The organism is Listeria cossartiae subsp. cossartiae (assembly GCF_014224155.1).
Lineage (GTDB): Bacteria > Bacillota > Bacilli > Lactobacillales > Listeriaceae > Listeria > Listeria cossartiae.
In genome coordinates this window covers 243,322-265,513 of the sequence record NZ_JAASUI010000002.1, presented here as the reverse complement: position 1 = coordinate 265,513, position 22,192 = coordinate 243,322, and the positions used below count along the sequence as shown (strand labels likewise).

The window sequence follows — 22,192 nt, the reverse complement described above, 5'->3', positions numbered from 1 at the left end:
TTATTTATTATATTCGGCTATTATTTCAGCTAAATCCACCTTAGCCAACGATTCTCGCTCCAAATAGTTCGGTGTTAAATCGCTATGTTTTGTCACTTCATTTGGAATGACCAGTACATTCACACCCGCGCTATTCCCCGCCAAAAGTCCATTACGCGAGTCTTCCACAATAAGCGCCTCATCGGCCGTAACATTAAGCGAACGTAAAGCTTCTAAAAATAAATCTGGTTCCGGCTTAATTCGCGTAACATCCTCCGCAGTAATAATTGCATCAAAATATTCTAGTAACCCAAGTCGTTCCAAATGATAAAGCGGTTTTGGTCGCTGCGATGACGTCGCGAGCGCTAATTTTAGTCCCCGCTCTTTTAATTCACGAATAAACCTTTCCACGCCTTCTTTGGCCGGCAGACTTTTACTATTTTCAATAAAAGTTGCTTGTGTTTCTGCTTCGAACACTTGGCGATTAATATCCATTTGCTGCGTCTCATTTAATTCACGAAATAAATCGTCCACATTAGACCCAACACACTGCAAAAACTCCTCAATAGAAAGGTCATAATTTTGCTTTGTTTTAAACCAATCTTTAAAAATTCCGTACCAAACCACCTCTGTATCAATAACAATTCCGTCAAAATCCATCACAATCGCTTTTAACATCATTTTCCTCCTTACCCACTTTACCATTCAAAGCGCTCCTAAAAAGAAGCGCTTACAAATAAGTTAATTCTTTTGTTCTCGGTCTGCAACTATTTTATCTATTAGCTCTTGATATTCTGGTGCGCCGAGGTAATCCGTTATTTCGACATAGTACGCGTCTGGTTGCTTTTCCTTGGCTCGGTCGATGAGTGATTTATGCGTCACGACCACATCGCATTCGGTCGGCAGTTCGTGAATCGCAATGTGGAACACTTTAATATCATCTAAACCAGCGTTCTTGATTTTTTTCTGTAATACGGTTGCGCCCATCGCACTTGATCCTAGTCCCGCATCACAAGCATAAGCGATTCTTTTAACATTTTTAAAATTAAAATCGTCTACTGTAGATTCGAAAACAGAGGAAATGCTGCTTTTTTTACCTTTAAGACTTTCCATTTTCTTCGCTGCGTCTTGTAGTTCAGAGTCTTTGTTGCCCATGCGTTTGATAAATGGAATGGCGGTAATGAACGTGACAAGCGCCGCGCATAGCACCGCAATAAGGATCTTAATATGGTCGCCGGGAGCCGCCATCAGCATAATAGTGATAATACTACCAGGAGAGGCTACACCAACAAGTCCCGCATTTGTCATTGTTAAAATAAATGTTCCTGTCATACCACCAAGAATTAGCGGCAAAATAAGAATTGGATTCATTAAAACAAACGGGAAGTAAATTTCGTGAATACCACCAAACAAGTGAATAACACTCGCCCCGTAGGAAGACGCTTTGGAGTTTCCTTTTCCAAAGAACATATATCCGAGTAAAATTCCGAGTCCTGGTCCAGGGTTAGATTCTAGTAAGTAAAGCACCGATTTTCCTGTTTCGGCCAGTTGCAAGGTTGCGAGCGGACTGAGAATACCTTGCCCAATCGCATTGTTTAGGAATAGCACTTTGGCCGGTTCAATAATTAAAGCTGTTAGTGGCAGTAAATGGTTGTTAATTAACACATCCACGCCGCTTGCTAAGACTTTTGTCACAGCTTCTACCATAGGAGCAATCGCAACGTAAGAAAATAGTGCTAAACCTGCTCCAATAATCCCAATCGAAAAGTTATTAACTAATAGTTCAAATCCAGCTGGGATTTTTCCATCAATACGTTCGTCAAATTTTTTAAGTATCCAAGCAGCAAGCGGACCCATTATCATTGCGCCGATAAACATGGTTATATCCGAACTAATAATTGCCCCCATTGTTGCAACGGTACCAATAACTCCACCTCGGTAACCGTGAACCGCTCGACCTCCAGCAAAAGCAATCAGAAGTGGTAACAAGTAATTTAGCATTGGTGCGATAAACCCTTTTAACATCTCAGAGCCTGTCGCTACCCCAATTGCTGTTAAAATACCCCAAGCCATAAAAGCACCTAAATTCGGAATGACCATACCACTTAGCTTACTCCCAAACTTTTGTACATGTACCCGAATAGACATAATTCCCCCTCCAATCATATGTGTGGCTCTATTTTATAGTGATACTTCTTTTCCTTCTGCAATCGAACGTTCAATGGCATCAACTACGCGCAAGGAATCATATGCTTCTTTTGGTGTGATAATCGATTTTGTGTTATTCGCAACGTTATTAATAAAAGCCATAACTTCTTCTGCCAAATCTCCGGAAACTTCCCCATTTGTGTAGTACCAATGTCTTGAGTCAGGATAAGAAACCCCTTTTTCACTAACAAAACGAACACCGTGGTCACAAGAGTCTACATATGCCACGCCTTTTGTTCCGACTAATTCTAGCTTGTCATCAATGATGGTTGGCGAGTTTTCTGGCAACACCCAGCACGCTTCAAGGCAAGCAATTGCGCCATTTTCGTACGTAACGATGGCATAGATAACATCATTCATGCCGTATTCTTTAAGTAAAACACTGCGGCTTTTGGCGATAACTTTGACTGGCTCGCTATCCATGTACCAATTGATATAGTCAATATCGTGAATCATTACGTGCATACTTAAATCAGAAGCACCTATGTAACGTTTTGGTCCTGTAATCGGGCTGTTACGACGACAATAAAGGTGAATAATATCGCCTAACTCGCCGTTATCTAGGCGCTGTTTAATCATATTAAAACGTGGATCAAATCTTAGTAAAAATCCAACTGTAAATACTTTATCGTAGTCTTTGGTCAGTTCATACATCGCTTTGCCGTCTTCGAGTTCTTTTGCGAGTGGTTTTTCGAGCAAAATGTGCTTTTTGTGTTTCACGGCCTCTTCCACACAATCACGGTGCATATTATCAGGTAAAACAATACTCACAGCTTCAATCTCCGTATTCGCTAGTAATTCATGGTAGTCTTTGTATGCTTTGCACTGAAATTTTTCTGCCATTTCAGCTCGTCTTTCATCGTTATACTCACAAATTGCTACTAACTCAACTTGCGGAAGTTTTTGATAAATTTCTGCATGATACTGCCCCATTTGTCCAACACCAATTACGCCAACTTTGATTTGCTTTGTCATGTCACTTACCTCTTTCTTCTTGGATTTTTTGGATTTCGTTTGTAAAGCGAGTGGTTATTTCCTGTGGCCGAGTTACCGCGCCGCCAACAACGACGGCATAACAACCTAACGTAAGAACTTGTCTTGCTTTACTAGGCGAATCGATTTTCCCTTCTGCAATCACCGGGCGCTTCGTACTTTTCAATACTTCTTTCAAATGGGAGAAATCGTGATCGCTGATATTTTTATTCGCTGTTTCCTCGGTGTAGCCGTAAAGTGTTGTGCCAATTATGTCGAAACCAAGGGAATCCGCGTAATAAACGTCTTCAATACTGCCTGTATCCGCCATAAAAAGTGTGTCTGGATACTCTTTTCGAATGGCGTTTAGTATCTCTTTGAGGTCTTCATTATGTGGTCTTTTTCTCGTTGTCGCATCCATCGCAACAATTCCCACGCCCGTTGCACATATTTCTCTAACTTCTTTTAAGGTCGGGGTGATAAATACGTCCGAATCAGCGTAATCTTTTTTGTAAATGCCAATAATTGGGACGTTTACCTCGCTTTGAATTGCGCGAATATCTTTTGCCGTATTTGCTCGAATGCCAACAGCACCCCCTTGAACTGCGGCTAGAGCCATTTTCGTCATGATAAAAGCACTATGAAGTGGTTCGTCTTCTAAAGCTTGGCAGGAAACCACTAACCCGCCTTTGATTTTTTCCATAACAGAATTAACCACTGATACTCCTCCTCTATACTGTGTTTCAGTGTAAAGTATGCGTTTTCAAACAGACTATATCATAAGAAAATGGTTTTATCAATATCGATTAAATGAAAATGATTTTCATATTTAGGTGCGATTGCTTCTGGAAACTAGCTTTGAAAAATGACGTTGCTGATAAAAATAAAAAGTCCTTTCGTTTGAAAGGACTTATCTCAGCTTATTCGATTGGTAATTTGTTGGGTGTTCCTGGTTTGCGCGGGTATTTGTTGGGTGTTTCTTTTGTTTTATTAATAACGTAGATGTTGCGTTCGCTTTCTTCTACTGGTAATAAGAAGGAGTAATGATTGACCACTTTTCCGCCAAATAGTTTGATGGCTTTTTCGGCAGTTTGTAGCTCTTGCTCGGCTTGGGCTGCTTTCATTACTAGGAACGAACCGCCTTTTTTGACAAGTGGCATGCAAAGCTCGGATAATACGCTCATTCTTGCTACGGCACGTGCGGTTACAAGGTCGTATTTTTCGCGGTGCGCTTTGTTTTGACCAAACGTTTCGGCGCGATCATGGTAAAAATGCACATCGGTTAGGCCTAATTTTTCTGCCAGCGCATCTAGGAAAGTCATGCGTTTTTTCAAGGAATCCACGATGCTCACTTTTAAATGCGGGAAGCAGATTTTGATTGGAATGCTTGGAAAACCAGCGCCAGCCCCGACATCACAGATGGACTCGAATTTAGTGAAATCGACATAAAATGCCGCGGAAATGGAGTCGTAGAAGTGCTTTAAATACACTTCTTTTTCGTCTGTAATGGCTGTTAAATTCATTTTTTCATTCCATTCTACTAACATTTCGAAGTAATCATGGAATTGTTTTAGTTGGTCGTCGCTTAATTCTATTCCTTTTTCAGCAAGTGCTGTTTGGAATTGTTCTGGATTCATGTTTTTTCCTCACTTTATTATCGCGATTTTGCCATGTTTAGGTGGTTATTTATAACTTTTAAACTGGCTTATACCGTTGATTTTCTATATTTTAGCTCATTATTTTCAAGTATAAATTTTTTCTTCTTATTTAGCAAGCTCCTATTATGTGATGCGTTTAACAATTATCGAACTTGTTTGCGTTCTCTTTAAAGCTTTTTTTGGCTTGATTTACCCATTTTCCTTTTGCTGTGGTAGAAATTCCGTCTATATAAGCCTGACAATTACTTTTAATATCGGCTATTTTATCCCGTTTGATCATTTTTAACATTCGTTTACGATTTTCTGATGTTGCATGCGTTTGACTCGCCACAAACATCCCAATAAGATTTTTTTCTAAATTTCTGCGTGACTCTAATAATTCTGCTTTTAGTTTATCTATCATGTTATAAATCACGATCCTTTTTCAGCTGATGTAATTCTTCTTCATAAGAATTCACTTGTTTCTTATAAAGCGCTTGATGTTCTTCGTGTTCATTTTCTAGTTTTGTTAGTGTGTTTTTTACTGTCCAATCGCCTTCTTCTTGGATAGAACTGATTAAATGGTAGGCTTTTTGCAGGTCTTCAGATGCTTCGTAATCTCTTTTTTGATGGATGTACCTGATTTGTTCTGAAAGATTTTCCAGCTCCTGATGAAACCGCCATTTTTCTTGAGATGCCTCGTCCATCGCTTCGTCCAATTGGCGCCTTTTCCTATTAAAATCATCATCTAAATTTTCGATTTTTAGCAGTAGTTGTCTTTGTTTATCCATACATGCTCCCTATTTGTTTGGCTAATTCTTGGTCGGTTTTTAGCTGACTTTTTATGGCTTCATTGATTTGTTCTAGCAATTTATCATATTCTTGCTCTATTTTGGTTGCTTCGACTAGGGATTTTTCGCAGTCTTGCACTGTGTCTATCACAATTTTTGGCTCAGTCGCCCCGCCCCAAGCAAGTGCGGCGTGTATTTCTGACTCAGATAGATGGGAGCCGATGTCCCTTGCGTCCGAAAGCGTATCCCGCCACAACTCTTCGGCATTCTCGATTTCTTTATCAAACACATCTTTTAAAGCTCTAATTTCGCCTTGAATCGTTTGTTTCATCCCTTGCGTAATTGCTAATGCTTCCGCTGCATCCAAAAATATTTCTTCAGATGAGGATAGGCCACCACCACTTTTTGTGAAACTGGTTCGCATGATGTTGATTGCTGCTAATTGTTGAGCTGTTGCGTATTTGGCTAGTTGCAGGCTGCCTTCTTTATTTGTTAGGATGTTTCCTTCTTTGTCAAACTGATAACCACCCCACATATGCTGCTCCACCATACCAGCTTTTTTAGAATCAATCTCTATTAAATGACCAATTGTCGGGTCCCCAATACCATAACCAATTGGCACAAGATCCTTTCTATCAACGAAATTAAATAGTCTATCCAAAGTGTTTAATGCTTTTACAGTGTCTTGTTGTTTTGGCGTTAGGTTCGAGTAAATATTGGGACCTTGGTAGAAGAAACCGCCGCTGATGCGATTAATGTCTTTTTTATCTAAGTCTGCGATAGCGTATTGGGCGTTCATGGAACCTAGAGAATGACCGTAAACGTAGACCTGAGCGTTTGGGTAGGTTTTCATTGCTTGTTTTAAAGTTATTGCAGCAGACTTTAGTTGGTTTGTTACTGTTGAGCCTCCTCCATTTGCAATTTGGATTGCGGTTGGAATATCATTTTGTCCCCAGTCCATCCATACATCCAAACTATCCTTATGAAATGGCGTAAGAGCACTTCCAGGAGTGGGCGCAGTGGAGCCTCTGTAAAGGATTGTTAGCTCTTTTACTTGGTTTCTTTCAGTGATTGGTGCTGTGGGTGGTGTGTATTTGTCTGTGATGATGTAGGATTGTTCTCCCAATGCTTCTTTGTTGATTATTTGGGATACGATGCCGATGGTTTTTTCAGTTCCATTAGCTGTAGGGATTTTCACTACTTCTTCCTGGTTAATTTTAGCATACTCTTTTCGGGCTAATTCAACTCTTTCTTGATCAGTATAAGCTCCGTTCAATTACTTTCACTTCCTCTTTCTGTTTGTTTTGCAAGTTCCTTTGATACAATTGCACCTCCACCACTTAATTCTCCATTATTCTTACTCATAGTATATGATACGTATAGTTCTGGATCATTATTAATTATTAATTTGACTTCTATACCTCCCATTGGATTGTGCTCTATACTTTCTTCTGCAATTTTATAAGAATGAATTATACCTTTTTCGGTAAAAGCATTTGGATCTAAATTTGTTAACCTTTTTTCGAATACTTGTTTTGCTTCATCACTATAAACTACGTTCATCATTTCTTTATTTAATCTCTCTTCATCCATATAGAATTTCACCCCTAAACCCAAAATAGTCAATACTGTAATTCCTAGTACTATTATCCATCTCTTTTTCAACTCTTCACCTCTGTTGTATAACTTTTTATTTGTAGGTCTATTTTATCACATGTTAGAAATTTTCACTTTCTTTTTTTTCAGTCTTTTAACGTTTGTTTAATTTCTTAGTTAGTATTGGCTGGGCTATCTTAACTCCCCTTAAGTTCCAATTTCTTTGTAAGCTCCTTAGAGATGCTAGCCCCCACCACCATCCAATTTGCCATTATATTTTCCCAAAGTATAAGTAATATACCACTCTAAATCCTTATTTATAATTAAAGTAACACTGATTCCTCCCATTGGATTTCTCTCTATACTTTCTTTATTAATTTCATATGATTGAATTATACCTTCTTTCGTGAATGCTTTTGCATCCAAGTTTGTCAGCCTCTTTTCGAATACTTCTTTTGCTTCATCACTATAAACCACTTGCTTCATTTCTTTGTTTAATTTCTCTTCATCCATATAGAATTTTACCCCTAAACCCAAAATGGTCATCACTGTAATTCCTAGCACTATTACCCATCTCTTTTTCAACTCTTCACCTCTGTTATATGACTTTTTATCTATGGGTTAATTTTATTATATGTTAGAAATTTTTGCCTTCTTTTTTCAGTCTTTTTAACATCAATGATTAGTATTGGCGTGATTCATTAGCTCTCTTCTAGTCCATAAGAAGTTTATCAAGATTTCCCGATGTAACTGAAGCTCCACCGCTCAGTTCTCCATTAAAATTGTTCATAGTATATTTTATATATAATTCTGGATTTCCATTTATAATTAAAGTAACATTGATTCCGCCCATTGGATTTTTCTTTATACTTTTCTTATCTATTTCATACGATTGAATTACACCTTTTTCTGTAAAAGCATCTGCATCCGTGCCTTTCAATCTGACTTCAAATACCTTTTTCGCTTCATCACTATAAATCACATTCATCATTTCTTTATTTAATTTCTCTTCATCCATATAAAATTTTACCCCTAAACCAAAAATAATCATTATTGCAATTCCAAATAGTATTATCCATCTCTTTTTCAAACATTCACCTCTGCAGTATGTCTTCTTCCATGTAATCCCATTCTACCTTAATTAAAAACAAGAAAAAACCACATTATTCAACGAAAACTTTCAACTTAGACGATAAGTTTGAAGTTTTCGTGAACATGTGGTTTTGGTTTTGAAAATCAGCGCTCTTATTTACTTATTTTCGCGATTTTCCCTTGCTCAATATAGACTAGTAAAATAGATATATCAGCTGGGTTTACCCCACTGATACGGCTGGCTTGAGCGATGGAAAGGGGTTCGATTTTCTTTAATTTTTCTAGGGCTTCTGTTGCGAGGCCGCTGATTGCATCATAGTCGATGTTTTCTGGGATTTTTTTGTCTTCCATGCGTTTCATTTTTTCTACTTGAAGGTTGGATTTTTGGATGTAGCCTTCGTATTTTACTTGGATTTCTACTTGTTCGGCGATTTCGTCGGTCACAAATGTTTCACGTGAAACAATTTGGGCGATTTTGTCGTATGTTATTTCGGGACGGCGGAGTAAATCTGCTGCTAGAATTCCATCTTTTAGCTCTCCAGAACCGATTTCTTTTAGCATTGCTTGCACTTCGGCAGTTGGTTTGATGCGTGTTTTTTGTAGTCTTTCTTTTTCTGCTTCGATGGCACTTTGTTTTGCTAAAAAGCGTTCATAACGTTCGTCGCTAATCAAGCCGATTTCATGACCGATATCAGTTAAACGTAAATCCGCGTTATCGTGACGTAATAGCAGGCGATACTCAGCACGGGAAGTAAGCAAGCGGTACGGCTCTTCTGTTCCTTTTGTTACTAAATCGTCAATCAAAACGCCGATATAAGCTTGGTCGCGACCGAGGATAACTGGTTCTTTTTCAAAGACTTTGCGTGCGGCATTAATTCCTGCCATTAAGCCTTGGCCAGCTGCTTCTTCATAACCACTTGTACCATTAATTTGGCCGGCTGTGAAAAGTCCCTCGACTAATTTGGTTTCAAGTGATGGCCACAGTTGGTCAGGCATCACTGCATCATATTCGATTGCATAGCCAACGCGCATCATTTCGACATTTTCAAGTCCCGGAATGCTTCTTAACATTTCGCGTTGTACTTCTTCTGGTAAACTTGTGGAAAGACCTTGGACATATACTTCTTCGGTATTTTTGCCTTCTGGTTCAAGGAAGATTTGGTGTCTTGGTTTGTCGCTGAAACGAACGATTTTATCTTCAATGGATGGGCAATATCTTGCGCCAGTACCTTTTTTCGTCGCCGTAAACATCGGTGAACGGTGCAAATTGGCTTGGATTATTTCATGCGTTGTTTCGTTGGTATAAGTTAACCAACAAGGTAGTTGATCGAGCATCATTTCCACTGTATCAAAACTAAACGCGCGCGGATGATTGTCACCTGGTTGTTCTTCTGTTTTTGAGTAATCAATTGTACTTGATTTTACTCGTGGTGGTGTTCCTGTTTTAAAACGGCGTAGTTCAAAGCCTAGTTCTTCTAGATGCTCCGAAAGTTTCACAGATGGTTGTTGGTTATTCGGACCACTTGAGTAGCGCAGTTCGCCGACAATAATTTCGCCGCGCGAGAAAGTTCCTGTCGTAATAACGACTGTTTTCGCGTAGTAAACCGCGCCGCTGTTTGTGATAACGCCTTTACACACGCCATCTTCAATAACTAAACGGTCAACAAGTCCTTGGCGCAAAGTGATATTTTCTTCTTTTTCAATTGTGTGTTTCATTTCGTGTTGGTAATCCCATTTGTCTGCTTGAGCACGCAATGCGCGAACAGCCGGGCCTTTACCTGTATTTAGCATCCGCATTTGGATGTAGGTTTTGTCTGTATTGCGACCCATTTCGCCGCCGAGAGCATCAATTTCGCGCACAACTACGCCTTTTGCTGGACCTCCAACAGAAGGATTACATGGCATAAAAGCGACCATATCTAAATTTATTGTTAACATCAGTGTTTTGGCGCCCATCCGACCACTGGCAAGACCTGCTTCTACACCCGCATGGCCTGCACCAACAACGATGACGTCAAAAGTTCCTGCATCATAGGTTTGCATTTTATAAAAACATCTCCTAAAAAATCATTTTCCGAGGCAAAATTGGTTAAACAGCTGATCGAGTAATTCATCTTGGACAGAATCACCAGTAATTTCACCTAGTAAATCCCATGCGCGAGTCATATCGATCTGGACGATATCCACCGGCATGCCGAGCTGAATTCCGGTTGTAACAGCATTTAACGCTTCCAGTGCTTGATGAAGAAGCGCAATATGGCGGACATTCGACACATAAGTTGCATCGCCGGCATCAATATCACCCGCAAAAAATAGCGTTTTGATTGCTTCTTCTAAAGCCTCTAAACCTTCATCGTTCACTAAAGACGTCGCGACAATCGGATTTTCACCGGCGATTTCACGCACTTTTTCTATATCAAGCTTTGTTTCCAAATCGGTTTTATTTAAAACAACCACATAATTATGACCCGCAGCTGCTTCAAATAACGCTTCATCTTCCGCAGTTAGCTCTTCATTTTGGTTTAATACTAACAGGATAAAGTCCGCATCCGCTAGCGCTTTTCTTGAACGTTCTACGCCGATTTTTTCGACGATGTCTTCTGTTTCGCGAATTCCAGCTGTATCGATCAAACGCAGCGGAACACCGCGAACATTGACGTATTCTTCTATAATATCTCGCGTTGTCCCAGCAATATCCGTGACGATCGCTTTTTCTTCTTGAATCAATTGGTTAAGCAAGGACGATTTACCCACGTTTGGTCGACCGATAATAGCTGTTGCCAGTCCTTCGCGGAGAATTTTCCCTTGGCTTACTGTTTGTAAAAGTTGCTCGACGGAAGCACGAACTAACTCGGTTTTCTCCAGTAACATTCGCTGGGTCATTTCTTCCACATCGTCGTATTCAGGATAGTCGATATTTACTTCGACTTGCGCAAGTGCATCCAAAATTTCTTGGCGCAAATTGCGAATCAACCGTGAAAGATTTCCGTCCATTTGTCTAATTGCAACGCCCATCGCCCGGTCTGTCTTGGCGCGAATTAAATCCATCACAGCCTCCGCTTGCGATAAATCAATTCTTCCATTTAAAAATGCGCGCTTTGTAAACTCACCCGGCTCAGCTAGACTGGCGCCGTTTCGAAGTAACAATTGCAATACGCGATTCACGGAAACGATTCCGCCATGAGCATTTATTTCGACGACATCTTCCCGTGTGAAAGTCCGCGGGGCGCGCATAACTGTCGCCATCACTTCCTCAATCACTTCGCCGTCTTCTTTTATATGACCATAATGAATGGTGTGACTTTCCGCATCACTTAAACTATTTTTGGCATAAAAAATACGATCCGCTATCTGAATCGCCTCTGGACCGCTTAATCGAATAATAGCAATGGCCCCTTCTCCCGGCGGTGTTGAGATTGCAGCAATAGTATCAAATTCCACTCTTTACTCATCCTTTCTCATTAGAATTCCAGCTCAAATAAGCTTTATCCTATTTTGAATAAATTTTGGCACATGATTTTGTGCATTTTCAACAACTTACGCTCCGCTTTGACCAAAGCAATTAAATTGTTAGTATTTTGAAGGTTATCCATAGACTTATTAACATATCCACAGAAAAACCGTTAATAAAAATTCATCCCTACCATTTTAACTTATCCACATGTGAATAACAATAGTTTTATCTCTACTAGTTAAGAAAACTTAAATTTTCCGACCAAAGCTTTAACATATCCTTCTACTTCCTTGGCTTTAACTCAATTCTTTTTCTCTATACTAAAGTCAAAAGGAGGAGAAAAAATGAAAATACATAAACTTACTTGGGTGCTGCTAATAGGTCTATTACTACTCTCATCGTGTTCCGCGAAGCAACCAGACGTATATTTATCAGCCAAAGCTGCCGCGGTCTTTTCAGTCGAAAATGGCAAAATGTTATATGAAAAAAATGCCGATAAAGTCATGCCAATCGCAAGTTTAACAAAATTAATGACTGCTTTTTTAGTTCTTGAGGCTGTGGATAACAAAAAATTATCGTGGGACGAGCAACTTGATCTCGTTCGACTCGATGATCCCTCTGCAGTTTCACTTTACGCGATTACGCAAAAAAGAACGTGGTCGGTCAGGGATTTATATAGCGCGATGCTTGTCATGTCTGCAAATGATGCCGCCGAGACGTTAGGTGACCGTTTGGAAGGAGCGAATTTCCCTCAAAAAATGAATAATGAGGCGAAAAAACTCGGATTGTCTAATAAAACTAGATTTGTCAGTGCCAGCGGGCTTGATGTTGATGGGGAAATGGCTGTTTCTACTACAAAAGATTTATTTTTGCTATCATCTAAATTAATTTCCACTCATTCTGAGGTGCTTGAAACAACTTCCAAGTCCAGCATCATAACCGAAGAAGGAGCCAAACTCGAATCAACCAACGATTTGATCGGTGCCATACAAGGGCTAGACGGGCTAAAAACAGGATTTACCGATGAAGCTGGGTATTGTTTTATTGGAACGGCTGAGCGCAACGGAAAGCGTGTGATTTCAATTGTTTTGGGTGCGGATACTGCGGAGAAACGGTTTAAGGATACAGAGAAGTTGATGGCAGTTGGGTTTTAGTCATAATAAAAAAGGGATTTGCTCCAAAGCAATATCCCTTTTTGTCACTTAACCAACTGCCAAACACGCTCAAATAACTCCTCATGCCCCTCTTGCTCCCAACGATTCGCAAAATAAGGATTGTGAAAATAAATGAACGCCGTTATAATCGCAGCGCCTTGTTCCTTCCGCCCGCTAACTTCCTCTGCTTTTTGCGCTAAATGCTCTACATGATTCTTCACTAAGGCTTCATTTTGTTCAATATAATCGGTGTAAAGTAAAAACATTTTCTGGTCAGTTGCATACAGTTTTTTCTTCGTCCCAGCCAAGAGCCAGAGCCAATCGTGAAGCGCATCGTCCGGTGATTGTCCAGCCGCCGAATTCCACGCGAAAATCTCCCGTGAAGTCTCCTCCAACCAACGTAATGCCAGCTTTTGAAATAAGTCTTCCTTGTTTCGGTAATGCTTATAAAGCGCCGCATGTGTGACGTTCAAATTCCCGGCAATATCGTAAAGGGTCGTTTTCTCCATCCCTTTTTCATAAATAATTTTCTCTGCCATATCCAAAATAATTTCTTGTGATAAACGCGCCATTTTAAACCCTCGATTCCGCTCAGTCTTTGCTTTTAATTATACATGAAATTAAAAAAGTTACAAATCCTTGACAAAGTAACTAAAAGGAGTATACTTCCAACTATAAAGTTACTTAAAATAAAAAAAGTAACTAAATTGCAATTAAAGGAGCGAATAGAGCATGACAAATAAACGTGTTGCATTTATTTTAGGGGGTTCTGGCGGTATTGGTAAAGCGGTGGTTGAAAAATTAGTCGCGCAAGATTATGCGGTTGCTGTTCATTATGCTGGAAATAAGGCAAAAGCAGAAGCGCTGGTCGAAACGATTGTAACCGCTGGCGGAGAAGCGATTAGCGTTGGTGGCGACGTTGCGGACGAGGCACAGATGATTAGCGCATTTGACTTAATTGAAGCTCATTATGGCGGGGTTGATGTCGTCGTTAATACAGCCGGCATTATGAAATTAAGTCCGATTGCTACTTTAGATATGGACGAGTTTGACCTGATTCAGCGAACTAATGTCCGTGGCACTTTTGTTGTTTCCAAGCAGGCTGCCCTTAGAGTACGAACAGGTGGCGCAATTATCAATTTCTCCACTTCGGTAACCAGAACCAATTTTCCAGCGTATGGGGCTTATGTGGCTAGCAAGGCTGCGGTTGAGTCGCTCACTTTGATCCTCGCGCGCGAACTTCGTGGCAAAGATATTACCGTCAACGCAGTCGCTCCCGGCCCAACTGCCACCCCGTTATTCTTAACTGGGAAAGATGAGCAAACGATTGAAAATTTAGCAAAAGCAACACCACTCGAACGCCTAGGACAACCGGATGATATCGCTGAAACAGTAGCCTTTTTAGCCGGACCTGCACGCTGGGTCAATGGGCAAGTCATTTTTACCAATGGCGGATTAGCTTAATGAAAAAGGAGGAAAACAAAGCCAATCTTGTTTTCCTCCTTTTATTTTATTCACTGATTACGGAACGTTTTTTAATCGCTAGAACAATAATTCCTGACATTAATAAAGTCAGTGCCAAGAATAGAAAAGCAGACTGGTAGGAGTTAGTAGCTTTCACCAAATCCCCAATAATCATCGGTGCGAAAAAGCCGCCTAGAACCCCGCCTGAATTAATAGCCGCATATTTTGTCGCAATGTGGCTCTGTTTAAACAACTTGTGTGGCAGCCCCATCAGCGTTGTAAAGGCCATAATGAGGAAAACATTGCATAAACATAAGCAAATAATTGAAAGCGTCAACTGATCAAATAAATACACGCCGTACACCGTAAACGCCCCAAGTACGCAAAACGTGAAAATAACCATTGGCTCTTTTCCTTTGAAGAAGCGACTAATAAAATAGCCACCAACAACACCCGCGATTAAAATACAAAGTCCTGCTAAAGAACTAATATAACTCACTTGGCTAATAGAAATCCCTCGCACCTCACTCAAATAAGAAGCAAGCCAACTTGTTAAACCGTAGTTAGCCGCATTGATAAATAGCGCCGATAACAACAGAATCCACAACTGTTTGTCTTTTAAAAGTTCCGAGAAAGGTACTTTGATTTTTTCTTTTTGCGCGTTTAAATCTATTTTTGGCGCTTTGGGTACCACTAGTAAAATCAAAAATCCAATCAAAATTACTGCAATACCAATCCAATAATATGTATTACGCCAACCTACTGATAGTAATAGTTGTGCGATTAAAAGTGGACCAATAAAGGCCGCAAAACCAGAGGAAGCGAGCATTGCCGATTGCGCAAAACCACGCTTATTTAATGGGATATGCAGAGAAATATAGTTGCTGACAGATGGCGGATAACCCGCATGTCCGAACGCCCCGGACAAGAAACGAATAACAACCAAAAACAGCAAGGAATAGCCAAAACCAAAAATAATAAGGAACAGTCCGACGATAATAATGGATATCGCAAGGACAGGACGTGCGCCAATCCGATTATTTAAATACCCCATTGGAATTTGAAAAAGTGTATATCCTAAAAAGAAAGCACTTAAAATCAAACCCTTTTGACTTGGATCAAATCCTAAATCCTGAGAAACAGTTACAAGCGAAATTCCGATAGTATATTTGTCCACGTATACACTGGTATAACCTATAAATAGAACGAGTAATACCATTAGCGAATGCCTTTCTCCTTTTACCTGATTCATTTGAATTCACTCCTCTTTAAATCCCGCCACTAACAAAAGAGCATAACCAGATTCTTAAAGTCTGACTATGCTCTTTTCAAAGCTATTATCCATTTAATTTATAATAATCTAACACAACGTCTGCAACTGATTTAGCTGCAACTAACAACGCATCTTCATCAATGTCGAATTTCGGATGATGATTAAAATATGCATGTGAGACATTTTTTGGCTTTGCACCAATGTAGAAGAAGACGCCCGGGATTTTTTGTAGATAATATGCAAAATCTTCTGACCCTGAAAGCATATCATATTCAGAGATTTCTGTTAAGTACTCCCCAAGACCTTTTTGCAAACTACCAATAACTTGTTCCGTTACAGCTGGGTCATTATAAAGTGGCGGATAATCATTCGTATACGTTAATTCCACGCTCACGCCAAACATCGCCTCAATACCAGCCACAATTCGGTGGATTTCCGCATCCATTTTGTCGCGATTTTCGGTATTCATGTAACGAACGTCGCCTTCTAACTCCACGGCATCCTTAATTACATTGAAACTACCTTTTCCGTCAAAAGAACCAATTGTTATAACACCAGTATCAAATGGGTTCAAGCGTCTGCTCACAACCGTTTGAATGGCTGTCACAAAATAAGCACCCGCAACAATCGCGTCATTCGCCATATGCGGAGATGAACCATGCCCACCAACACCTTGAATTTTTAATTTAAAATAGGTGCGGCCAGCCATCGCGTAGCCACTATGATATAATACTTGACCACTTTCACCGAATGGAAATACATGAATCCCAAAAATTTGGTCCACATCATCCAAAATACCAGACTCGACAACGCTTTTCGCTCCGCCGGGTGGTGTTTCTTCGGCATGTTGATGGACAATTTTGATCGTTCCAGGAATATTTTCTTTCAACTGGATTAAACAATCTGCTAGTACAAGTAAATAAGCCGTATGTCCATCATGACCACAAGCGTGCATTACGCCAGGATTTTTGGACTTAAATGGTAAATCCGTTTGTTCTTCAATCGGAAGGGCATCAAAATCGGCGCGCAAAGCAATGGTTTTTCCGGGTTTGCCGCCTTCGATCGTTACAACAACCGCGTGCCCATTACCTACTTCCGTTGCCATTTCGACATCTTTTCCTTTGTAAAAATCTTGAATGAATTTTGCTGTTTCTGCTTCATGAAACGATAATTCAGGATGTTCGTGCAAATGACGTCTAATCTGAGTGATTTCATCTTTTCGTTCCTCAAGCATGTTCATTAACTTGGTACGCATGATAAATACAGCCTCCTATTCTTTTGCAGCTTTTAATTCGAGTGCTTTTTTCGCTGATGGTGTTGTTACCGCAACAGCAATAAGTGACACTACACAAAAACCAACATTTGTTAAAAGTCCAACCATTGCAGCTAAATCAATATTTCCGGAAAGTGCGATAACTCCGTAAATTGTAGCGGAAATCGCCACACCGAATGAGCCACCTAGCGAACTTGCCATTTTGTAAATACCAGAAGCTACTCCGACTTTATCTTCCGGTGCATTGGAAATCGCTGTATCTGTTGAAGGTGTTGCATACATGCCCAGTCCGATACCGAATAAAGCAAAGCCGATAAAAACAAGTACCGTATAAAGTGTTCCCGGTACAAACGTTAGCGCCATTAATGCAATACCAACAGCTGTAATTCCAGAACCTAGAATCATTGGTTTACGCGCACCAACACGTTGCAAGATTTTTTCACCGATACGAATCATTCCAAGTACACAAACTAGATAACCGATAGAAAGTAAACCTGATTGGAATGCCGTAAAACCACGACCAATTTGTACATAAGTGTTTGCAACAACAAGTGTTCCAGCTGCTGCATTTAACAAGAAGTTTGAAAGTGTTGCGCCTGTATAAGCTTTATTTTTAAATAACGAGAAATCAATAAACCCATTGGCTTGTCGTAGTTCCACTCGGAAAAATAATCCCGCGGAAATTAGGAAAACAACAAGCATAGCGATTGTAATTGGGCTTGTCCAACCAAATGTAGCCCCACGAGTAATGATAAGATTTAAACAAACCATTGCGATAACGAAAAGAACAAGTCCAACTGAGTCAAATTTTGCTTTCGTATTTTGAACAACTTTGCTTTCTGGAGTACCTTTAATTAATAGCATTCCAAGTAGTGCGAATACGATGGAAATAATGAAAATCCAGCGCCAACCCATGTAAGTTGCGATTGCTCCACCTGCGAATGAACAAATACCAGATCCGCCCCATGAGCCGATTGACCAGTAACTAAGCGCTCTTTGTCTGTCCGCGCCTTCAAAATAAGCTTTCATTAGTGCAAGAGTTGCCGGCATAATACACGCAGCCGAAAGCCCTTGAATAATACGACCGATAATAAGTAATGTTGCACCTTGAGTCACAACAAGTAGTAGTGAACCGATAATGCTAAGAATAAGTCCAATATAAGTTAATTTTACACGACCAAATTTATCAGCCATACCACCCGCTACAACAATAAAAATACCTGAAAATAGCGCGGTTAAGCTGATTGCGATACTAAGTAAATCTGAGGAAATCCCAAGATCCGATTGTACCGCTGGGATGATGTTTACCATTGATTGAGCAAAAAGCCAAAACGTGATAACTCCGAAAACAATCCCAACAATAAGTTTATTTGTGCCTTTATAAGCAGTTGATGTCATTAGTTATTCTCTCCTTTTAAGTAATCTACAACACAAGCTCCCATTGCTTTTGATGCAATTAATAGCGAATCTTCATTAATGTCGAATTTTGGATGATGATGCGGGTAAAAATGGCCATCCGCCGGCATCGCGCCAACATAGAAAAATGAGCTCGGACGCTCTTTTGCATAATACGCAAAGTCTTCCGATGGCGGTTGCGGTTCGCAGCGTATAACATCCGTAATTTCTGGAATATCTGCGCCTTTAATTGAGTTCACAACAAACTCCGTCAAAGCTTCGTCGTTATTTAAAACAGGATAATCATTTTTGTAATCCAGTTCACAAGTAACGCCAAACATTGCTTCAATCCCGCTAACGATACGCGTAATTTCTTTTTGAATAATGTTGCGCGCCTCTTCAGACATCGAGCGAACATCACCTTCAAGCTCCACGGCATCCTTTATTACATTAAAACTACCTTTCCCGTCAAAAGAACCAATCGTAATCGAACCAACATCAAATGGGTTCAAACGGCGGCTAATAACGGTTTGAACAGCGACAACGAATTCACTAGCTGCCACAATTGCATCATTTGCCAAATGTGGAGAAGATCCATGTCCACCTTGACCTTGAACTTTAAGTTTGAAATAAGAACGACCAGTTTGAATCGCGCCTTCGCGGTAGAAAACCTCACCTGTTTTCATCGTAGACATAACATGAATTCCCAGTACATTATCCACGCCGTCTAATGCGCCATCGTTAATCATTTGAATCGCGCCACCAGGAGGAGTTTCTTCTGCATGTTGATGTAAAATAACAATTTTCCCAGTTAATTCTTGTTTCATTTCGATAAGCGTTTCACCTAAAATAAGCATGTAAGCTGTATGACCATCGTGACCACAAGCGTGCATTACACCAGGGTTTTTAGAGGCAAAAGCTAACCCAGTTTCTTCATGGATAGGAAGTGCATCAAAGTCGGCGCGAATAGCAAGCGTCTTACCCGGCTTGCCTGTGTCAATCGTTACAACAACACCATTTCCCCCAACATGCGTCCGCACATCGCAGTCCATATCTTTGTAAAAATCTGCCACATATTTCGCCGTATTTTCCTCTTGAAAAGAAAGTTCAGGGTGCTCATGTAAGTAACGACGAATTTCTATCATACGATCTCGTTTTTCGTCTAGTTTTTGAAACAACTTCTCTTTCATTCTCCAAACCTCCATTTTTAATACTTCTGCTGGCCAAAACATCCGTATTTTTACTACACCTTTATTATAAAAAAATTTATCCTAAAAGAAGTTTGCTTTTTTGCTTAGTTTTAGCTTGAAATTTTCTTCTTTTCTAAACGGCACCAGCCAATGTCAAAAATTCGGTGTTGAAGGCATAAAAAAAGCTCAACTGCACTAGTTGAACTTTTTAAATCGAACTTCTAAACTCATAAAAATGAACCGCATTAATATCTAAATAAGCGTAAAACGACCAATCTTCCGTAATCGACTCATCCGTCACCGTAAGCGTTGGCTGAGAAACATCCACAATATAATCCAAAATTTCTTGATCCATCCCGTACTTACTATTCAGCTGCCAATACTTCGAATAAAGCGCCCCATTATCACGGTCAAACTGCCATTTACGGACCTGATAATCACCAGCCTCAAGCCCCGTAAGCCGAATATGCATTTCTTTTTGTTCTTCTTTAATGAACCGTTCCTCCACCGAATAGCGCGGATTAATCGTCGCACAGTTCATCAAAATCAGCTGATAACCGTCCACATGCTTCGTCATAATGAAGTCCGGCCCTTCCGCCACAACAACACCTTTAAGCCGTCTCAAAAATTTCACTGAATAAAACGCTGGCCTTTTTCCGTTAAAAAAGTGGAACATTTCAATCCCATCAAGGCTAATATTTAACTTGCTATCGTCGCCCTCATGCAGCTCCGTATTAATCCAAAAGCCTAACGCATCCACTTCCGGCACCAAATCTAACATCGTTTTCAGAACGAGCGCGCCCCGGAAAAACGTACCATTCGTATACCTAGTATTCCCCGACAGCGTATTCCAATTCACCAACATCAACGGCTTATTAATATGATGATGCTTCAAGAACGCCTTCAATTTCAGCGTTTTCGACAAACAATGATCCTCCGAAACTAAAAATGACTGCGTATCCTCTTTCGAAAAATCTACCGCTTCATTTTGGTTCGCATTAAAGGCAACAAAATCAATTTTATCCGCTTCTTCTAAAAACCACGTGTGGCGCTCTGGAACCGCATCTTTTGATAACGAAAATGGGACAAAATTTCCGACTTGGATAGCAGGAAAACGCGATTTTATAATTTGATATAGCTTCAAATAGAGTTTTCTTAGCTCCTCTTTATCAGCATATGTATTTTTCGGCTCAAAAAACATAAAATGCCATTTAGAAACAAATTCCCGCCCAAAAACTTGAATACAATGCCTTAAAAAATGATCCAACCGCTCAAAAACAGCTTCTTCATCACCTAAAATATCTTGATACTCCAACCGAATAAACAACTGCAAATTCTGCTGTTTTAAAAAAGTGAGCGCTAAATCCGCATTAGCATAAGGCGAAGAAGTCGGCACTAACTCATCCGTTTCCGTTTCAGGCAAGAACGTTGAACCTCTAAACAAATGACGAATACCAATATAATTTATCCCAATTTCATCACGTGTCGTAATAATCTGCTTTTGCACGTTATGCTTCAAGACTTCTTTCAGCTCACCAATCGTCAATATGTTCATATTCTTACTAAGGGAGCGCGCCGCCTTTTCCGTAATATCAATCTTCTTTTTCTCAAAAGGCGCTTTATTTAATTCCTTACCAAGCTCCACATCGTAATAAAGTCCCGCTAACCTCACTAAAATCTCCGGCGATGGCGCAATATGTTCGATACTAGCACCCATTTGCGACGCCCGATTTTCTATTAACAAATTCGTTTCCGAATGATGTTCCATGCGATATTCGCTAGGCGTTAACTCAAAATGAAACTTGAACACTTCCGAAAAATGCTTTTGACTCGAAAAACCATTTTTCAGCGCTATTTCCGTAATACTTTCCGCCGAATGTAGCAAATCTTGAATCGCATGCTTCAACCGAACTTCCGTCAAATACTGCAAAAAACCAAGCCCAGTCGTCTTTTTAAAATAACGCGATAAATACGCCTCGCTTAAAAATTCTTTTTGCGCAAACTCACGCAGAGACAAGGCTTCATCAAATCGTTCTTCCACTTCCCGAATAATGCGCGAAATCCGTTTATCATTAACTTCTTTCCGTGCCGAAGACGGAATCCCTCTTTTCAAAAAGCGCGTAAGCAACAGTAAAATCTGGAACAATGCCGATTGCGCCTCTAACTTATTGGCACGTTTTTTCGTCGCCGAAGCAATCAAAAGCTCACTAATTGACTTTCGTAACGACCCAACAACCCGCTCTCGCCCAGGGTCACTCTCCTTCGAGAAAAATTTAAACGAATGCTGGAAATAATCCTCATAATAATGCGCAAAAAATGTATCTGAAATAGTTAAATCAATAATTAAATTAGTTTCATTTCCTTCAATTGTATAAAAAGTATTGCGATCAAGAACTAAAATATCGCCTTCCTGTAAATAAAATTTCTGCTCCGAGATTTTGATAGTTATTTGCCCAGAAATAGCAAACACCAACTTTGTTCCAAGTGAAATTTCCGAAGTCAGCTGCTTTATATGTTGAATCCCAATCGTATAATCTTTCAAATGTGGCACGTGATTCACTCCTTCGTTTAACTTAATCGGACACTTTTATATTATCATAGACGTGAAAATTAATCGCTAGTGTTTTTGGTTGGGTTTTATAGAATCTTGCCAACTACCACCAAAAATGCTAAAATTTATTCAAAGGAAAAAACGGTTCGACCGTTTATCACTC

20 protein-coding genes and 1 pseudogene are annotated in these 22,192 nt (G+C 40.0%); 2 read left to right on the top strand and 19 right to left on the bottom strand.

What is annotated here, in order from left to right; translation table 11 throughout:
* The 13 genes and pseudogenes from HCJ30_RS08430 to mnmE all read right to left on the bottom strand — a co-directional run bounded on the left by HCJ30_RS08430 (position 1) and on the right by mnmE (position 11,716).
* Positions 1–657: an HAD family hydrolase gene (locus HCJ30_RS08430; RefSeq protein WP_185391963.1), complete on the bottom strand. Its 657-nt coding sequence runs from the start codon at positions 655–657 to the stop codon at positions 1–3.
* A gap of 63 nt (positions 658–720) precedes the next feature.
* Positions 721–2,127 carry a PTS mannitol transporter subunit IIBC gene (locus HCJ30_RS08425; RefSeq protein WP_185391793.1) on the bottom strand — a complete coding sequence of 469 codons (1,407 nt, stop codon included), beginning with the start codon at positions 2,125–2,127 and terminating at the stop codon, positions 721–723.
* Positions 2,128–2,160: 33 nt separating this feature from the next.
* Positions 2,161–3,162, bottom strand: a complete 1,002-nt coding sequence (locus HCJ30_RS08420; protein ID WP_003768738.1) for a Gfo/Idh/MocA family protein — start codon at positions 3,160–3,162, stop codon at positions 2,161–2,163.
* A gap of 1 nt (position 3,163) precedes the next feature.
* Complete coding sequence (locus tag HCJ30_RS08415; RefSeq protein WP_185391792.1) at positions 3,164–3,877, bottom strand: N-acetylmannosamine-6-phosphate 2-epimerase; 714 nt, start codon at positions 3,875–3,877, stop codon at positions 3,164–3,166.
* A gap of 202 nt (positions 3,878–4,079) precedes the next feature.
* Positions 4,080–4,796: a 16S rRNA (guanine(527)-N(7))-methyltransferase RsmG gene (gene rsmG / locus HCJ30_RS08410; protein ID WP_185391791.1), complete on the bottom strand. Its 717-nt coding sequence runs from the start codon at positions 4,794–4,796 to the stop codon at positions 4,080–4,082.
* Between the two features lie 157 nt (positions 4,797–4,953).
* The gene (locus tag HCJ30_RS08405) at positions 4,954–5,220 is read right to left on the bottom strand and encodes a hypothetical protein (RefSeq protein WP_008949020.1); all 267 of its coding nucleotides are present in this window, start codon (positions 5,218–5,220) and stop codon (positions 4,954–4,956) included.
* A 1-nt stretch (position 5,221) separates the two neighbouring features.
* Positions 5,222–5,587, bottom strand: coding sequence for a hypothetical protein (locus tag HCJ30_RS08400; protein ID WP_185391790.1), 366 nt, complete (start codon positions 5,585–5,587; stop codon positions 5,222–5,224).
* Positions 5,580–6,863 carry a lipase family protein gene (locus HCJ30_RS08395; protein ID WP_185391789.1) on the bottom strand — a complete coding sequence of 428 codons (1,284 nt, stop codon included), beginning with the start codon at positions 6,861–6,863 and terminating at the stop codon, positions 5,580–5,582. The genes HCJ30_RS08400 and HCJ30_RS08395 overlap by 8 nt, the downstream gene beginning before the upstream one ends.
* The gene (locus HCJ30_RS08390) at positions 6,860–7,252 is read right to left on the bottom strand and encodes a DUF1310 domain-containing protein (RefSeq protein WP_185391788.1); all 393 of its coding nucleotides are present in this window, start codon (positions 7,250–7,252) and stop codon (positions 6,860–6,862) included. Before HCJ30_RS08390 ends, HCJ30_RS08395 begins: the two co-directional genes overlap by 4 nt.
* A gap of 128 nt (positions 7,253–7,380) precedes the next feature.
* Positions 7,381–7,768: pseudogene (locus HCJ30_RS08385) on the bottom strand (DUF1310 domain-containing protein).
* Between the two features lie 127 nt (positions 7,769–7,895).
* Complete coding sequence (locus HCJ30_RS08380; protein ID WP_185391787.1) at positions 7,896–8,273, bottom strand: DUF1310 domain-containing protein; 378 nt, start codon at positions 8,271–8,273, stop codon at positions 7,896–7,898.
* Between the two features lie 155 nt (positions 8,274–8,428).
* A complete protein-coding gene (mnmG, locus tag HCJ30_RS08375) occupies positions 8,429–10,318 on the bottom strand; it encodes a tRNA uridine-5-carboxymethylaminomethyl(34) synthesis enzyme MnmG (RefSeq protein ID WP_185391786.1) in 1,890 nt (629 codons plus the stop codon).
* 24 nt (positions 10,319–10,342) lie between these two features.
* The gene (gene mnmE, locus HCJ30_RS08370) at positions 10,343–11,716 is read right to left on the bottom strand and encodes a tRNA uridine-5-carboxymethylaminomethyl(34) synthesis GTPase MnmE (protein ID WP_185391785.1); all 1,374 of its coding nucleotides are present in this window, start codon (positions 11,714–11,716) and stop codon (positions 10,343–10,345) included.
* 357 nt (positions 11,717–12,073) lie between these two features.
* Here mnmE and HCJ30_RS08365 point away from each other — a divergent pair, with 357 nt between their 5' ends.
* Positions 12,074–12,883, top strand: coding sequence for a D-alanyl-D-alanine carboxypeptidase PBPD2 (locus HCJ30_RS08365; RefSeq protein ID WP_185391784.1), 810 nt, complete (start codon positions 12,074–12,076; stop codon positions 12,881–12,883).
* A gap of 44 nt (positions 12,884–12,927) precedes the next feature.
* Here the strand turns inward: HCJ30_RS08365 and HCJ30_RS08360 are convergent, their stop codons facing one another.
* Entirely contained in the window at positions 12,928–13,455 is a 528-nt protein-coding gene (locus HCJ30_RS08360; protein ID WP_185391783.1) for a TetR/AcrR family transcriptional regulator, read from the bottom strand.
* 160 nt (positions 13,456–13,615) lie between these two features.
* Between HCJ30_RS08360 and HCJ30_RS08355 the strand changes: the two genes are divergently transcribed.
* Entirely contained in the window at positions 13,616–14,347 is a 732-nt protein-coding gene (locus HCJ30_RS08355; RefSeq protein ID WP_185391782.1) for an SDR family oxidoreductase, read from the top strand.
* Between the two features lie 46 nt (positions 14,348–14,393).
* Here HCJ30_RS08355 and HCJ30_RS08350 read toward each other — a convergent pair whose 3' ends face one another.
* From HCJ30_RS08350 to HCJ30_RS08330, 5 genes are all read right to left on the bottom strand, one after another.
* Positions 14,394–15,599, bottom strand: coding sequence for an MFS transporter (locus HCJ30_RS08350; RefSeq protein ID WP_185391781.1), 1,206 nt, complete (start codon positions 15,597–15,599; stop codon positions 14,394–14,396).
* Positions 15,600–15,684: 85 nt separating this feature from the next.
* Complete coding sequence (locus tag HCJ30_RS08345; protein ID WP_185391780.1) at positions 15,685–16,875, bottom strand: amidohydrolase; 1,191 nt, start codon at positions 16,873–16,875, stop codon at positions 15,685–15,687.
* Between the two features lie 15 nt (positions 16,876–16,890).
* Positions 16,891–18,291: an MFS transporter gene (locus HCJ30_RS08340; RefSeq protein WP_185391779.1), complete on the bottom strand. Its 1,401-nt coding sequence runs from the start codon at positions 18,289–18,291 to the stop codon at positions 16,891–16,893.
* Positions 18,291–19,493, bottom strand: coding sequence for a M20 family metallopeptidase (locus HCJ30_RS08335; protein ID WP_185391962.1), 1,203 nt, complete (start codon positions 19,491–19,493; stop codon positions 18,291–18,293). Before HCJ30_RS08335 ends, HCJ30_RS08340 begins: the two co-directional genes overlap by 1 nt.
* 193 nt (positions 19,494–19,686) lie before the next feature.
* A complete protein-coding gene (locus HCJ30_RS08330) occupies positions 19,687–22,029 on the bottom strand; it encodes a helix-turn-helix domain-containing protein (protein WP_185391778.1) in 2,343 nt (780 codons plus the stop codon).
* Between the last annotated feature and the right edge of the window lie 163 nt (positions 22,030–22,192).

Bases quoted from the DNA above. Each gene is read 5' to 3' on its own strand.
- HCJ30_RS08430 (WP_185391963.1), bottom strand. From the start codon at position 657: ATGTTAAAAGCGATTGTGATGGATTTTGACGGAATTGTTATTGATACA.
- HCJ30_RS08335 (WP_185391962.1), bottom strand. From the start codon at position 19,493: ATGGAGGTTTGGAGAATGAAAGAGAAGTTGTTTCAAAAACTAGACGAA.
- HCJ30_RS08405 (WP_008949020.1), bottom strand. From the start codon at position 5,220: ATGATAGATAAACTAAAAGCAGAATTATTAGAGTCACGCAGAAATTTA.
- HCJ30_RS08360 (WP_185391783.1), bottom strand. From the start codon at position 13,455: ATGGCGCGTTTATCACAAGAAATTATTTTGGATATGGCAGAGAAAATT.
- HCJ30_RS08365 (WP_185391784.1), top strand. From the start codon at position 12,074: ATGAAAATACATAAACTTACTTGGGTGCTGCTAATAGGTCTATTACTA.
- HCJ30_RS08400 (WP_185391790.1), bottom strand. From the start codon at position 5,587: ATGGATAAACAAAGACAACTACTGCTAAAAATCGAAAATTTAGATGAT.
- HCJ30_RS08340 (WP_185391779.1), bottom strand. From the start codon at position 18,291: ATGACATCAACTGCTTATAAAGGCACAAATAAACTTATTGTTGGGATT.
- HCJ30_RS08425 (WP_185391793.1), bottom strand. From the start codon at position 2,127: ATGTCTATTCGGGTACATGTACAAAAGTTTGGGAGTAAGCTAAGTGGT.
- rsmG (WP_185391791.1), bottom strand. From the start codon at position 4,796: ATGAATCCAGAACAATTCCAAACAGCACTTGCTGAAAAAGGAATAGAA.
- HCJ30_RS08350 (WP_185391781.1), bottom strand. From the start codon at position 15,599: ATGAATCAGGTAAAAGGAGAAAGGCATTCGCTAATGGTATTACTCGTT.
- mnmG (WP_185391786.1), bottom strand. From the start codon at position 10,318: ATGCAAACCTATGATGCAGGAACTTTTGACGTCATCGTTGTTGGTGCA.
- HCJ30_RS08355 (WP_185391782.1), top strand. From the start codon at position 13,616: ATGACAAATAAACGTGTTGCATTTATTTTAGGGGGTTCTGGCGGTATT.
- HCJ30_RS08420 (WP_003768738.1), bottom strand. From the start codon at position 3,162: ATGACAAAGCAAATCAAAGTTGGCGTAATTGGTGTTGGACAAATGGGG.
- HCJ30_RS08345 (WP_185391780.1), bottom strand. From the start codon at position 16,875: ATGCGTACCAAGTTAATGAACATGCTTGAGGAACGAAAAGATGAAATC.